Annotated in this window: 15 protein-coding genes; 7 read left to right on the top strand and 8 right to left on the bottom strand. The window is 48.0% G+C overall.

Going from position 1 to position 13157, the window contains the following annotated elements:
* Positions 1-13 precede the first annotated feature (13 nt).
* The 5 genes from ACWJJ4_RS17205 to ACWJJ4_RS17185 all read right to left on the bottom strand — a co-directional run bounded on the left by ACWJJ4_RS17205 (position 14) and on the right by ACWJJ4_RS17185 (position 4664).
* Entirely contained in the window at positions 14-1045 is a 1032-nt protein-coding gene (locus ACWJJ4_RS17205) for a LacI family DNA-binding transcriptional regulator (RefSeq protein ID WP_454021829.1), read from the bottom strand.
* Between the two features lie 137 nt (positions 1046-1182).
* On the bottom strand, positions 1183-2067 hold the full coding sequence (locus ACWJJ4_RS17200) for a shikimate dehydrogenase (protein ID WP_024085012.1): 885 nt from the start codon (positions 2065-2067) through the stop codon (positions 1183-1185).
* Positions 2068-2131: 64 nt separating this feature from the next.
* Positions 2132-2893 (bottom strand): type I 3-dehydroquinate dehydratase, encoded by a 762-nt coding sequence (gene aroD / locus ACWJJ4_RS17195; protein ID WP_172614533.1) that lies wholly within the window; start codon positions 2891-2893, stop codon positions 2132-2134.
* 26 nt (positions 2894-2919) lie between these two features.
* Positions 2920-4113, bottom strand: a complete 1194-nt coding sequence (locus ACWJJ4_RS17190) for an MFS transporter (RefSeq protein WP_014304620.1) — start codon at positions 4111-4113, stop codon at positions 2920-2922.
* A 335-nt stretch (positions 4114-4448) separates the two neighbouring features.
* Positions 4449-4664, bottom strand: coding sequence for a DUF1128 domain-containing protein (locus ACWJJ4_RS17185; protein ID WP_003155571.1), 216 nt, complete (start codon positions 4662-4664; stop codon positions 4449-4451).
* Positions 4665-4819: 155 nt separating this feature from the next.
* Between ACWJJ4_RS17185 and ACWJJ4_RS17180 the strand changes: the two genes are divergently transcribed.
* Genes ACWJJ4_RS17180 through ACWJJ4_RS17170 form a run of 3 tightly spaced genes read left to right on the top strand, consistent with a single transcriptional unit; the run spans position 4820 to position 6484 of the window.
* Positions 4820-5293 carry a low molecular weight protein-tyrosine-phosphatase gene (locus tag ACWJJ4_RS17180; protein WP_003155569.1) on the top strand — a complete coding sequence of 158 codons (474 nt, stop codon included), beginning with the start codon at positions 4820-4822 and terminating at the stop codon, positions 5291-5293.
* Between the two features lie 13 nt (positions 5294-5306).
* On the top strand, positions 5307-5633 hold the full coding sequence (locus ACWJJ4_RS17175; RefSeq protein ID WP_021493870.1) for a hypothetical protein: 327 nt from the start codon (positions 5307-5309) through the stop codon (positions 5631-5633).
* 11 nt (positions 5634-5644) lie between these two features.
* Positions 5645-6484 carry a YihY family inner membrane protein gene (locus ACWJJ4_RS17170; RefSeq protein ID WP_033574984.1) on the top strand — a complete coding sequence of 280 codons (840 nt, stop codon included), beginning with the start codon at positions 5645-5647 and terminating at the stop codon, positions 6482-6484.
* Positions 6485-6669: 185 nt separating this feature from the next.
* On the opposite strand, the gene ACWJJ4_RS17165 is transcribed toward ACWJJ4_RS17170, so the two are convergent.
* The gene (locus ACWJJ4_RS17165) at positions 6670-7848 is read right to left on the bottom strand and encodes an MFS transporter (protein ID WP_003155565.1); all 1179 of its coding nucleotides are present in this window, start codon (positions 7846-7848) and stop codon (positions 6670-6672) included.
* 158 nt (positions 7849-8006) lie between these two features.
* Here ACWJJ4_RS17165 and cax point away from each other — a divergent pair, with 158 nt between their 5' ends.
* The gene (gene cax / locus ACWJJ4_RS17160; RefSeq protein ID WP_454021828.1) at positions 8007-9062 is read left to right on the top strand and encodes a calcium/proton exchanger; all 1056 of its coding nucleotides are present in this window, start codon (positions 8007-8009) and stop codon (positions 9060-9062) included.
* A 70-nt stretch (positions 9063-9132) separates the two neighbouring features.
* Complete coding sequence (locus ACWJJ4_RS17155; RefSeq protein WP_088005349.1) at positions 9133-9927, top strand: YfkD famly protein; 795 nt, start codon at positions 9133-9135, stop codon at positions 9925-9927.
* Between the two features lie 28 nt (positions 9928-9955).
* Here the strand turns inward: ACWJJ4_RS17155 and ACWJJ4_RS17150 are convergent, their stop codons facing one another.
* Both ACWJJ4_RS17150 and yfkAB read right to left on the bottom strand, forming a co-directional pair.
* The gene (locus ACWJJ4_RS17150; RefSeq protein ID WP_015388541.1) at positions 9956-10789 is read right to left on the bottom strand and encodes a mechanosensitive ion channel family protein; all 834 of its coding nucleotides are present in this window, start codon (positions 10787-10789) and stop codon (positions 9956-9958) included.
* A 6-nt stretch (positions 10790-10795) separates the two neighbouring features.
* Entirely contained in the window at positions 10796-11917 is a 1122-nt protein-coding gene (yfkAB, locus tag ACWJJ4_RS17145) for a radical SAM/CxCxxxxC motif protein YfkAB (protein WP_033574988.1), read from the bottom strand.
* A gap of 146 nt (positions 11918-12063) precedes the next feature.
* On the opposite strand from yfkAB, the gene ACWJJ4_RS17140 reads away from it, so the two are divergent.
* Positions 12064-12249 carry an SE1561 family protein gene (locus ACWJJ4_RS17140; RefSeq protein ID WP_003155558.1) on the top strand — a complete coding sequence of 62 codons (186 nt, stop codon included), beginning with the start codon at positions 12064-12066 and terminating at the stop codon, positions 12247-12249.
* 100 nt (positions 12250-12349) lie between these two features.
* Positions 12350-13141 (top strand): delta-lactam-biosynthetic de-N-acetylase, encoded by a 792-nt coding sequence (gene pdaA, locus ACWJJ4_RS17135; RefSeq protein WP_003155556.1) that lies wholly within the window; start codon positions 12350-12352, stop codon positions 13139-13141.
* Positions 13142-13157 lie beyond the last annotated feature (16 nt).

Below are 13157 nucleotides of genomic sequence, written 5' to 3'. Positions count from 1 at the left end.
GCGGAGCGCCGTATCAGGCGTTCCGCTTTTTTTGTGAAGATTCCCGGATGACCAGCTCAGGCGCCAGAATAATGCGTTGTTTTTTGTGCTGGGTATTGGTGATTTTATGATGCAGCAATTGAGCCGCTTCTTTTCCCGACTGCCGCGGAAAGGAAGAAACGGTTGTAAGCGGGGGATAAGAAATTTCAGCTTCCGGCACGTTATCAAAGCCGACAATGTCAATATCTTCGCCCGGAACGAGCCCGGCTTTTCTGATCCCTTGCATGACGCCGAACGCGACCAAATCACTGAAGCAGAAAATCGCGGTCGGGTGCTCAGACCGGCGGAGGAGCTCCGTCACGGCCTCACAGCCTGCTTCGCGGGTCGGCGCGCTGTCAATGACATATTCATTTTTCACTTCCAGATCCGCTTCACGGAGGGCTTTTTTAAACCCTTTCATACGCTTCGTCCATGTTGATGAGTGCTTCACGCCGCCCAGAAACGCAATCTCCTGATGGCCTTTCTCAATGAAATGACGCACTGCCTTATAAGTGCCTTCTTCATAATCGGCTCCGACAAAATCACAGTCTGCATCGGCAATCTCCCTGACGGCGAGCACGACCGGAATGTCAAGCTGCTCAAGGCGGGAAAGGGTTTCCTCAGCCGCACCTGAAACCGGACACAAAATCAATCCGCCGACCCTGTGCTCCAGCATGGTCGAAATCAGCTGCTCCTGCTTGGCGACGGAATCAAATGTCGTGCCTAACAGCACCGTTAATCCGACTTCCTCAAGCGTATTCTGAACGCCGATCAGAAACTCTGAGAAAAACGTATTGGAAATGTCAGTGATAATCAATCCTACCGTTGTAGACGTCTGTGATCGTAAATTCGCGGCGACCCGATCATATACGTACCCCAGCTCCCGCATGGATTGCAGCACTTTCTCACGGGTCGCTTCGGAAATTCGGGGATTATTGCGGACAATTAATGAAGCGGTGGATGTTGAGACGCCGGCATGTTCGGCGACCTGCTGCAATGTCACCCGGCGTTTTTTTTGCTGTTTCATACGTCGCATTCCTCACTTGGTTTTTATTCGTTACATCCATTATAAGCGTTTTGGCGCATGAGAAGAAAGAGAGAGGAGGGGGAAAAAGATAAAGCGCCGGAAGACGGATTGTCCTTCGGCGCTTCTGTCACAATAGGTTATTCAAACATTTGCTCTTTAATATACTGAACCGGCATTTCACGGCCTGTCCAATATTCAAACGCCATGGCGCCCTGCCAAAGCATCATGCCGAGACCGTTAATGGTTTTGCAGCCGGCCGCTTGAGCTTGTTCAAGCAATTTCGACGTAACGGGGTTGTAAACGACGTCTGTCACAATCAAATCCGGACGGAGCATGGATGTATCTTCAATAACGCTTAAGCCTTCAAGCGGTTTCATGCCGACACCTGTTCCGTTTGTGAAAATATCGCTTGAAGCGATTTCAGCACGCAGCGCATCTTGATCTTCGAGCGGGAAGACTTTCGCTTTACAAGAAGATCCCTTCATTTCTTCATTGATGATGCGGACATTTTCTTCCGCTTTTTCGAAAAACGCGTCATTGCGGGCGAAAATAGAGATTTCTCCGAGGCCTTCCAATGCGGATTGAATCGCTATCGGAGTGGCGGCCCCGCCGGAACCGACCAGCGTCATTTTTTTCCCTGTGATATCGATGCCGTGTTCTTTTAAGTTGCGGACGTATCCCATACCGTCAGTGGAGTGTCCGATCAGTCTGCCGTTTTCATTAACGACTGTATTTACCGCGCCGGTGAATTTCGCTGAATCCGCGAGTTCATCGAGGTAAGGGAGAATGTTCATCTTATTCGGCATCGAGACATTGAAGCCTCTGACGTTTAAGGCACGCATTCCCGTTACCACATCTTCCAGCTGTTCATTGCCGACTTCAAACGCGAGGTAAGCGTAGTTCAATCCTAATTTTTTAAACGCCAGGTTGTGCATCGCCGGAGATAAAGAGTGTCCGATCGGTGTCGCGAATAATCCGATAAGCTGAGTTTTTCCGTTAATCCGTCCTAATTCTTTCTTCATGATGTATTCCTCCGTTAGTCCATTCATTTGTTTTTCATCCCGCTTTGAGGGCAAAAAACGCTGATTACATATGTTTATTTAAAATGCTGAGTACGCTGCGCAATTCCTCAACGGGAATCTGCCCGGGCGCTGATGCTTCTTTGCCCGCTCCGAACGTGCACGCCGAGCCGAAGACTTCGCCGGCCAGGCGGCTGATCAGGCCTGTTCCCGCCATTGACATCGTGATGATCGGCCGGTCCGCGTATTGTGTTTTCATCGTGTGAGTGGCATCCAATAAGACGAAAACATCTTCCGTGCTTTGCGGCATCACCGCGATTTTCGGAATGTGCGCGCCATACGCCTGCATGTTCCGCAGCCGGGAAATGATTTCTTCTTTTTTCGGTGTCTGATGAAAATCATGATTGGACATGACGACATATACGCCGTTGTCTTCAGCGGTTTTCACAATTGATTTGACTTCCGCTTCTCCCGTAAACAGCTCAACGTCTGCAAGGTCAATATGTTTTGTTTCGATGGCGGTTTTAAGCAATTCAATGTAAAAGCGGTCATCAATAACTTTATTTCCGCCTTCTTTATGGGTTCTGAATGTGAAAAGCAGCGGTGTTGCGCCTGCGGCTTTCCGCAGCTTTTCAAGCATGCCTTTTACGGCGTCCAGGCTGTCAACATGCTTGTATACATCCGCCCGCCACTCAATGATATCCGGGCGAAGCCCGTTGACGGCTTCAATTTCTTTGAGCAGTTCTTTCTCTCCGGCCGCCATCAGCGGCACAATGATCTTCGGAAGCCCTTCGCCGATGACCGTGTTTCTGATCGTGATAGAATGCATGATAAATCCTCTCCCTTAAAAAATAGTCAGGCTTTCATCACTTGCTTAAAGCGGATTCCGATAAACAATGCGAGGAGGGCGCTGACGGCCGCAATTCCGATATCAAGCAGAAAAACAGGCGTCAGGCCGGCGGCTTTGGATATCGCTCCCGTTACAAGCGGAATGACAATAAAAGATAAGCTTGATGCTATATTAACAAAAGATGTGATCGTACCTTTATTTTTAGGGAATAAAACAGCCATAACCGTCATCGCCAATTGCAGAATGCCCGCAGTTGAAAGTCCGATGACAAAGGAGCTGATGACCGATACGGCCGGCTGCTGAATAAAAATCAGAGCAAGCAGCGCGATTGCCGCGATTACAGGGTACAGCACCATTACCGTAATCGGCTGAATCACTCTGTTTAACAGCACAGCCAGCAATAACACGGACACAAGCGCCCCGATGCTGTAATAGCTCAACAATTTGACGGCCTGCACCTCAGGCATGCCCAAAACGGATTGCCCGAACTTAGGAAGCCATACTTGAACGAGCATAAACAGCGCCGTTGATGAAAAGCCTAACAGAATGATTGCGAGGCCTTCGCGCCATATCGACGGCTGTGATGTGAACGCGTCATCAGACGGAGAGGCTTCCGTCCGGCCGCCGTCTTCTTTTTGCTTATGATTCGGAAACGGAACTTTCAACAGGAAAAAGCCGTTCAGGAAGAAAATAATGCCCGGTACGAAAAACGTCCAGCCGTAAAACAAATGCCTGTCCGCAATAAACGCGATAAAAAACGGAAGCACCGTCGCGCCGATGGATACAAACGCTTTGATTAACACGGTTGCAGAGCTTGCGTTTTTCGGAAATCCTTCAATAAGCGCCGGATATGTCCCGGAATCCAAAAAGGAATTGGCGATCCCGGCGAAAATGGCGAAGATAAACGCGGCCGTATAGTTTGTCGAAAGCGGAATTCCGATTAGGAAAATCAGATACAGAAAGGCGCCCGACACGATAAACGGCCGTCTCCCGAATGTATCCGAAAGCTTCCCGGCAAACAGAAGCGAAATCAGCTTCCCGATCCCGATGGCGGAGACCAAATAGCTGACCCCTGCCGCGGAAGTATGAAGCTGTTTTGATAATGCCTCCATATTGGATGCAATAATAATATTGATCATGCCCAGCAGGAAATAGTTAATATAAAGACCCGCTGCCATTTTGGTGTATATGTTTTTCATGATGACATCCCCTAATGCGGTTAATAAAGAATTAAATTATTTTTTTAATTGATAAAAGCACAGCACCAATCCCCTTTATTGAACCACTGCCTTTCTTTGAAAACTGGTTTGATAAAACGATTGCATAGACAAACTTGAATAACGCTGATATCACAATGAGTATATCGTTCTACTAAACAAAAAAGATAAGCGGCCCGCTCATTTAGTATATCGTTCTACCAAGTTCACAGTTACTATACTCCTTCTTTTTATATGTGTCAAACCGATGAACTTTTATTTTTTACTTTTTTAAATCAAGAAAAGACCTGCCGTTTTTCGGCAGGTCTGACATGGGTTTATTTTCTGAGAGAAGCGAGCTCCTCGGCAATGGCCTGCATTTCACTCGGGCTGAATGATGCTTTTTTCATGACCATTTGATGAAGGTATGTAAGATCTTCTATTTTTTCATCACTGAAATCTTCCGCTCTGATGACGCCGACATTGAGCATGTTGAGCTTTTGCGAAATGTCTTCAATCATTTTGTTTAACGTTTCTGTTTGTTGGCTCGGCAAATTCATGCATCCTTTCATGACCGTTTTCGTACCCTTTATTCTAACAGAATTCATTTAGAATAAAAGCTTATTTCCACAGCCGCAGAAAAGTTGCTAAGATGTTGATAAGGTTTTTGATCCTCAAAATGCGGGGAAAGAATAGGGAGGTTATCGATATGATACATGTGCTGTTTGTCTGTCTGGGAAATATTTGCCGGTCGCCTATGGCAGAGGCGGTATTTTCTGATATGGTGAAGAAAAACGGGCTGAACGGGCAGATTAACATTGATTCAGCGGGAATCGGCGCCTGGCATGCGGGAAATCCGCCGCATGAAGGGACAAAGGAGATCCTGAAGAAGAAAGGGATCAGCGCAAGCGGCATCACGGCGAGGCAGGTCCGTGAGTCTGATCTGACCGATTTTGATTACGTCATTGCGATGGATGCAGAAAATATCGGACATCTGCGCAGCATGGCAGGTTATAAAAAAGCGGCGCCGCGTATTGCAAGGCTGCTTGATTATGTACCGGAGTCGGACCTTGCCGACGTGCCCGATCCGTATTATACCGGAAATTTCAGCGAGGTGTACGCTTTGGTCGAGTCCGGGTGCCGTCATTTGCTGGAGATAATAAAGAAAGACCATCATTTATAAGGGGGATTGACCGATGAAGCAGACACGCATCATGGCAAAAGCGATTCTGATCGGCGCTGCCGCCGGCGGAGCACTGTCCTTATTACATAAGCCGACGAGAGAGGCATGTTTCCGGAATATGGACGCGTGCAGGCGGCGTGCGGCATTTTACCGAAAACATCCTGAAGCCCTGAAGCAGCAGGCTTCCGCAAAAATGGATCAAGTGAAAATCTTCGCCAATACCGTATCGGAAGATCTGAGTTTTTTAAACGGGCAGATCACCAAGCTGAAGCAGACGACACCGCAGGTCATTGACCTGTTAAAAGAAACGAAGGAGCATTTTTCGAAAAACGATCATTGAGGTGGGATGTCATGAGTTTTATAAAGGAGCTGTTTGCAAGGTTTTCTCTGCATGAAGGACAAAGTAAATCGGCGGAGCTGGCGTATTTTTTCCTGCTGTCATTGTTTCCGTTAATGATTTTCATGCTGACGCTCACCGCCTATCTTCCCATATCGGCAGAAGACGTGCTCGGGGCGGTCGATCAATACGCGCCCGACAGCGCCATGTCCATGGTGAAATCCATAACGGAGCAAACGCTGAACAAGCGCAGCGGCGGACTTTTGTCATTCGGGATTATCGCCGTCATCTGGTCGGCTTCGAATGGTATGAACGCGATTGTCAGAGCATTTAACCATGCCTACGAAGTCGAGGAAAACCGCTCATTTATCATCATTCGCCTGACCTCAATTTTTTTAACCATTGCGATGGTGGTTACGATTTTAATCGCATTGCTTCTGCCGGTGTTCGGCAGAGAAATCGGAATGCTGGCCGCGGATTTTATCGGCGCCTCCGGCCTGTTTTTGCAGGTGTGGTCGGTTGTCCGCTGGGGTATCAGTCCGCTTATCCTTTTAATCGTGTTTACCGCGCTTTACATTTTCGCGCCGAATAAAAAGCTTTCCCTCCGTTTTGTGCTGCCGGGAGCCGTATTCGCGGCAGCCGGCTGGATTATCGTCAGTATGCTGTTCTCATTTTACGTCGGCACCTTTGCCAACTACAGCGCCACATACGGGAGCATCGGGGGAATTATCGTCCTTATGATCTGGTTTTACCTTACGGGAACCCTGCTGATTTTAGGAGGAGAAATCAACGCGCTTTTACATAAACGTAAAAAGCTTCCTGATGAAAATCCGTACCGCGGGAGCAAGCTATAGAGGAACGGATGACGTTCAAGCTGAAAAACGGAGGGAATCGGCTATGACCAAGCATACGAAAAAAGGCGGAAGCCATAATAAACAAAACTCAAAAAACGGCCCGAAGAATAAAACAAGCGGAAGCGCTAACGGGCAGAACGGATACCACTAGAAAGAAGCCGCCTGGCTCAGATCAGGCGGCTTTTTTATGAGACCGGAAAAGAATGGGATTCGGAAGCGGGGCTGTGTTTTGTTTTCCCGAAGACGAGCGCAAGCCAAATACAGACCAGAATCACCGTAATAAAGTAAAACAAGTTGGCGCTTTCAAACCGCTGCATATACCAGCCGCCCGCCACCGGGCCGATCATGCTTCCGAGACTGAAGGAAATGCCGCAGAGCAGGTTGCCCGCCGGCAGCAGATGGGACGGCAGCAGGTCGCTCATATAGCTGATGCCGAGGGAAAACATACTGCCGACCGCCATTCCCGCCGTGAAAAAGCAGCAGCCGATGACAGAAGGCGACGGAAACAGTCCGGCTGTCAAAAAGCAAAGGGCACCCGTTAATAAGATGACGAGCAGAACACGTTTTCTCCCGAATCGATCGCTTAATAAACCGAGAGGGAACTGGAATACAATACTTCCGATGGCAAAAGCGGGCAATATCAGCGCTACGGCATCAACGGATATACCTAAACGAAGGGCGTACACGGGAAAGCTTCCGTTCAGCGCCGTTTCTAAAAAACCGTACCCGAAAGCCGGGAGAAAAGCGACCCAGCCGAAAAGAAGGGCGCGGTAAAACCGTTTTGCGCTGTTGTCTCCGGATGTTTCATCCGGACCTTGCGCCGGGTACTCGTTACGTAAGGCAAACACAAACAGCCAGGCACAAAGACTGATACAGCCGGATACGATAAACGGAAGGGACGGACTTGTTTTCACAAGAGGGACCATGAACGGGCCGACAGCGAATCCAAGCCCGAAGGACAGTCCGTACAGCGAAATGTTTCTTCCTCTGTTTCGGGGCGTTGACTTGGAAGTCACCCACGTTTGGGTTGAAAAATGCAGCATATGATCCCCGATTCCGATAAGCAGCCGAAGAAAAAACCACAACCATATGGATTGAAGCCAAATAAAACTGAATAAGCTGATGATAACAAGAAATCCGCCCATGACCATCAGAGGTTTGAATCCGAGCTTGCGCAGCGGGGCCTCCATAAACGGCGACGCCAGAAGCACGCCGATATAAAGGCCGGTTGCGTGAAGTCCGTTTATGGCTGCGGATTCTCCGTTCGTTTCAAAAATGACGGAGATCACCGGCAGCAGCATGCCTTGGGAAAATCCGGAGATGGAAACAAGCAGAACCAAAATAAAGAAGTACAGTCGTGACATCGCGTATTTCTCCTTCTTCAGTATCTTTCTTGATCGTACACGGATTTTCCGCGTCCGGCAACCTGAAAATGCCAATTCGGGCTGCCGAGGAAGTGTAATTGAGGGAGTTTTTGAGAAGGATATAAAAAGACTTATTCGAAAAAAGGAGCCAGGCAGATATGAATCGGATTTTTTTCTTTACGGCTGCGGCGGGAGTTCCGCTTTCAGTCATCGGCGGCCTGATGCACTGGCCGTCAGCGGTTTTGTTTATTATTTATTGCTTGACGATTATTGCGCTTGCAAGTTATATGGGGAGAGCGACTGAATCTCTTGCCATTATCGCGGGACCGCGGATCGGCGGTCTGCTGAATGCCACGTTCGGCAATGCGGTAGAGCTGATTATATCGCTTTTTGCCCTAAAAGAAGGGCTGACGGGCATCGTTCTTGCTTCACTGACCGGTTCGGTGCTCGGCAATCTTTTGCTCGTCGCGGGACTGTCGTTTTTTATCGGCGGTTTGAAATACAAGCGGCAGGAATTCAATATTCATGATGCCCGGCATAATTCAGGCCTGCTGATTTTTGCCATTATCGTAGCTTTTGTCATTCCCGAAGTGTTTTCCATGGATATGGGGGAAAAAAACAAGCTTGATTTGAGTGTCGGCATCAGCATTATCATGATCCTTTTGTACGTGGCAGCTCTTTATTTCAAGCTCGTCACCCACCGCGGTGTTTATCAGCCGAATCAGCCGGAGACAAAGGAAGAAGAGGAGCAGCCAGAGTGGTCGGGGAAAAGAGCGACAGCCGTCTTATTTATTTCAACTATTATTGTCGCCTACATATCTGAAAACCTTGTCCATACGTTTCATGCGGTGGCTGAACAGTTCGGCTGGAGCGAGCTGTTTATCGGGGTGATTATCGTCGCAATTGTCGGAAATGCCGCAGAGCATGCGTCGGCGATTATTATGGCGTACAAAGACAAGATGGATGTCGCCGTTGAAATCGCGGTAGGTTCGACTTTGCAGATCGCCATGTTTGTGGCCCCGGTTCTTGTGATCTGTTCCATCTTTTTTCCGGTCAATATGCCGCTTGTATTCACATTGCCCGAGCTTGTGGCGATGATATCATCCGTCCTTTTGATGACGATGATTTCAAATGACGGTGATTCGAACTGGTTTGAAGGGGCTACGCTCCTTGCCGCTTATGTCATTATGGCGATCGGTTTTTTCCTGCTTTAACCTGTAAAAAATGCGGATAACAACGATTGCGGAGGAAAAGACTAAAGGAAAATGCTATAGAAAGAGTGATATGATGAGAAAGCTGTTTCATGCCACATTGATTCTGCTGTTATCCTTTAGTTTTTTCGCAATGCCGTCTGCCGGTGCAAAGAAACCGTTTAAGGTTCCCAACTCTGTCGTAAGCATTTCAAAGGAAAATACGTATCCGAATGCTTCACAGGACCAGCCGATGCTTCAGCCGAGCAAACTGGCAAAGGAATTGTTAGATACATCCGAGATCAATATCGAAAATCCGCATCTGATAAAGATGCTGAATGAATCCTCGGTTTCCGGTTCACCGCTTGCCATCGGATATCGGGCGACAATATTTCTCGGGAAATGGGCGCTCGGCTATCAATCGAACGAAACGGTCGCCAACTGGGAATATAAAAAAATTAACACAAACAGAGCGGATAACCGGGGCGGACAGCAAACCGCGGTTATCTCATACGCCCAAGAACAGCAATACAAAATCAAAGGCGGGCTCACAGCGAAGGTGCCGAACGCAGAAGACGTAAAAAGTATGATGATGCAAAAAGCGATGAAGAAAACAAAACTGCCGCTCGCTTTTGAAACGGTTATCGGCGCAGGCACAAAACGCGATCAAACCTACAAAATTTCTCCGCAGCGGCTCGGCTACCTGCACGCCTACGCTCCGGCCGTTAATGAAAAAGGAAAAGTAACATACGGTGAAGTGTATTTGGTGCTGAAAGGCAGCAAGCGGAAACTTGTCGTCAAAAATGTGACTTCGCAAGGAATCGGGGCTTGGATTCCGGTTCAGGATCACGTCACATTCGGTTTTCAAATGACAGCGCAGCCGAGATAACTAAAAAAAGCTGATTCCGGTTCGGGAATCAGCTTTTTTGTGTATGATACATTTCCTCAAGCAATTGCACATTGTTGTTGTACAGCTCCCGGGCAAGAACGCGTCTCACCGCAAGGCTTGCCGAGAAGTATTCTTTATCTTGAACCATGCCTTTGACGGTAAATTCTATGCCTCTCGTCAATTTGTTCAGGCTCATGATTCCATGCACTTGAAACGGCTCCGTCGCATTGAGAAATTCATCTCGCTTCAGTGAATCGCGAAGCTCATCATTGAGCATGTCGCAGGCTTTTTCTAAGACGGCATATACCCGCTCGGGATCTTCTTTATAACTGATCACGACGGACTCGGTAATCCGCATAAAATCAATGTTATAGTTTTGAAGCTGTCTGACCTCACCGTTTGAAATGGTAAGCAGCTTGCCGGTCCACTCACGGATCTGAAGGGAACGGAGCCCGATTTCTTCGACTGTGCCGTTGAACAGATTGTTAATCGTCACGTAATCGCCTTTATGAAGCTGGCGTTCGTATATCAAAAAGACACCGGCCAATATGTCCTTGATTAACGACTGGGCGCCGAAACCGATGACGATACCGGCAACACCCGCCCCGGCTAAGATTCGGCCGAAATCATGAACGAATAAAGAAATGACGTAAAAGATAAAACCGATCGTCGCCGTATACTGGGTGATGGATCGGACGAGGCTTTCAATCGTTTTCCCTTTCCGTTCCTCCAAGAAATCTATGCGTTTAAATAACACCTGGACAAAGCGGTTGATCAGAAAAACACCGGCGTAAAGCACGAGAGCGACGATGATGATCTCAACCACTTTGCTTTTCAAAATATCCGTAATTGTCGTTTCCATCTTCTGTTAACCTCTGGCTTTTCGTAATGAAAAATCCGTGTCCTGATAATAACTGTTTTTGACAAGGACGTTCGGTCCGAGGCACCGGACGTTTGTGCAGCGGCAGTTCAGCTCTTTGCTCAGCTTCGTCTGTCTCCACTTGTCATATGCATCGGGAAGGCTGTCTGTTTTAATATTGCCGAGCGGCGGTGTATCGCCGAAATCCGTGACAATGATATTTCCGTCAAAAATGTTGACATTCAGGCGGGAGCGGCCGTCAGGGTCGTTTCGCACCGTAACGTTTTTCGCTTCCCGCAGGCGGCGGAGGAGCTTCTGGTCTTCTTCATCAGGGCTGCATGCGTAAAACGGGAGCGTGCCGAACAGCATCCATGTCTCTTCATCGCGAATGTCGAGCAGATGATGAATGGCCTGTCTCATGTCCTTCAGGCTGAGTGATTCAAGCGCGCTGGCGAAATCACTCGGATACATCGGATGGACTTCGTGCCGCTGGCATTTCATTTCTTCCGTAATCTGCCGGTGAATATGTTCAATATGCGGCAGCGTGCGTTTGTTCAGCATCGTTTCCGCTGAAACCATTACGCCTGCTTCGACCAGCGTGCGGCTGTTTTCAATCATTTTGTCAAAATAGCGCGCCCGCTGTTCAAATGTCGGTTTCTTCTCCATCATCGCAAATCCGATATCGGCAAAGTCCTCGACCGTTCCCCAGTTGTGGGAAATGTGAAGAACGTCCAAATAAGGAATAATCCGTTCGTAGCGCCCGATATCAAGCGTCAGGTTTGAATTGATCTGTGTGCGCACGCCGCGTTCATGCGCATATTTCAAAAGCGGGACGACGTATTCCTTTACCGATTTCAGCGAAAGCATCGGTTCGCCGCCCGTAATGCTGATAGAGCGCAACAGAGGAATTTCATCAAGCCGCTTTAATAAAAGGTCGATCGGCAGCGCATTCGGGTCTTTCGGCTGGAGCGTGTACCCGACGGCGCAGTGCTCGCATCTCATATTGCACAAAGTCGTCGTTGTGAATTCAACGTTCGTCAATTTCATATCTCCATACTGGTCGACATCCATGTACGCTTCCCAAGGATCGTACTCCGGTGTGATCGGACGCAGTGTTGTGTTTTGTGTCATGACTATCTAACTCCTTTATAAATGGGGCATACTAACGTCTGCCAACTGTTAATTTTAGACCTGATCTGCCAAGATCGCAAGTAGCGGAACCATTGAAAAACGCCAAAAAATACGCTACCATTATAAAAAATGAATGGAGTGGAAGTATGGGGAATGCAGTAAACAGCAAAGATCAGCAGCTCGATTACTTAAAGAACAGACTCGATATGTTTATGAATGTCATTGATTCATTAGACCCTGAATCAACGGACGTTGAAGATATAGACCGGCTCATCGGCATGCTTGATGATCTGGAAGCAAAATACGAACGCTTTAAAAAGGATTGGGAATAACCCCCGGCGGATGCCGGGGTTTTTCTTTTTCCATAATGCGGCTGTATAAAAGGGCAGGGCCAACTGCAAAATAAGGAAAAATGCAGAAGGAGTGCTGGTCATGAAATGGTTTTGTTCAATTTGCTGCATGGCCGTTTTACTTGCGGGAGGCATCAACAGCGCAGAAGCCGTGCCGAATGAACGGATAAACTGGGGATTTAAACGCAGCGTCAATCATCAGCCGCCGGATGCCGGCAGACAGCTGGACAATCTGGTCAAAAAATATGATGCCTTTTATTTGGGCAATACGAAAGAAAAGACCATCTATTTAACGTTTGATAACGGATATGAAAATGGGTACACCCCGAAAGTGCTTGATGTGTTAAAAAAACATCACGTCACGGGCACTTTTTTTGTCACGGGTCATTTTGTGAAAGAGCAGCCTGATTTGATTAAACGGATGTCAAAGGAAGGCCATATCATCGGCAATCATTCTTTTCATCATCCTGATCTGACGACAAAAACGGGCGATCAGATTCAAGACGAACTCGATTCCGTCACGGAAGCTGTGTACAACATTACCGGAAAGCGGGACAACCTGTATCTCCGTCCGCCGCGCGGCGTATTCAGCGAATATGTCCTCAAAGAAACGAAGCGCCTCGGCTACCAAACCGTTTTCTGGTCCGTCGCATTTGTCGACTGGAAGGTTAACGAGCAAAAAGGGAAACAATACGCCTATGATCACATGATAAAGCAGGCGCATCCCGGCGCGATCTACCTTCTTCACACCGTTTCAAAGGACAATTCAGAAGCTCTGGACGATGCCATTACCGATTTGAAAAAAGAAGGCTACACGTTTAAAAGCATTGATGACCTGATGTTTGAGAAAGAAATGAAGCTGCCGCGCCTGTAAAAAACACCTCTCCTGG

It is taken from the genome of Bacillus sp. JK62 (assembly GCF_053663455.1).
The sequence above is the reverse complement of the archived record's forward strand: the minus strand, read 5'-3'. Positions and strand labels throughout refer to the sequence as shown.

Excerpts from the sequence above, each read along its gene's own strand:
- yfkAB (WP_033574988.1), bottom strand. The coding sequence starts at position 11,917 with ATGACACAAAACACAACACTGCGTCCGATCACACCGGAGTACGATCCT.
- cax (WP_454021828.1), top strand. The coding sequence starts at position 8,007 with ATGAATCGGATTTTTTTCTTTACGGCTGCGGCGGGAGTTCCGCTTTCA.
- ACWJJ4_RS17150 (WP_015388541.1), bottom strand. The coding sequence starts at position 10,789 with ATGGAAACGACAATTACGGATATTTTGAAAAGCAAAGTGGTTGAGATC.
- ACWJJ4_RS17170 (WP_033574984.1), top strand. The coding sequence starts at position 5,645 with ATGAGTTTTATAAAGGAGCTGTTTGCAAGGTTTTCTCTGCATGAAGGA.
- ACWJJ4_RS17165 (WP_003155565.1), bottom strand. The coding sequence starts at position 7,848 with ATGTCACGACTGTACTTCTTTATTTTGGTTCTGCTTGTTTCCATCTCC.
- ACWJJ4_RS17175 (WP_021493870.1), top strand. The coding sequence starts at position 5,307 with ATGAAGCAGACACGCATCATGGCAAAAGCGATTCTGATCGGCGCTGCC.
- aroD (WP_172614533.1), bottom strand. The coding sequence starts at position 2,893 with ATGCATTCTATCACGATCAGAAACACGGTCATCGGCGAAGGGCTTCCG.
- ACWJJ4_RS17205 (WP_454021829.1), bottom strand. The coding sequence starts at position 1,045 with ATGAAACAGCAAAAAAAACGCCGGGTGACATTGCAGCAGGTCGCCGAA.
- ACWJJ4_RS17155 (WP_088005349.1), top strand. The coding sequence starts at position 9,133 with ATGATGAGAAAGCTGTTTCATGCCACATTGATTCTGCTGTTATCCTTT.
- ACWJJ4_RS17140 (WP_003155558.1), top strand. The coding sequence starts at position 12,064 with ATGGGGAATGCAGTAAACAGCAAAGATCAGCAGCTCGATTACTTAAAG.
- ACWJJ4_RS17190 (WP_014304620.1), bottom strand. The coding sequence starts at position 4,113 with ATGAAAAACATATACACCAAAATGGCAGCGGGTCTTTATATTAACTAT.
- pdaA (WP_003155556.1), top strand. The coding sequence starts at position 12,350 with ATGAAATGGTTTTGTTCAATTTGCTGCATGGCCGTTTTACTTGCGGGA.
- ACWJJ4_RS17180 (WP_003155569.1), top strand. The coding sequence starts at position 4,820 with ATGATACATGTGCTGTTTGTCTGTCTGGGAAATATTTGCCGGTCGCCT.
- ACWJJ4_RS17200 (WP_024085012.1), bottom strand. The coding sequence starts at position 2,067 with ATGAAGAAAGAATTAGGACGGATTAACGGAAAAACTCAGCTTATCGGA.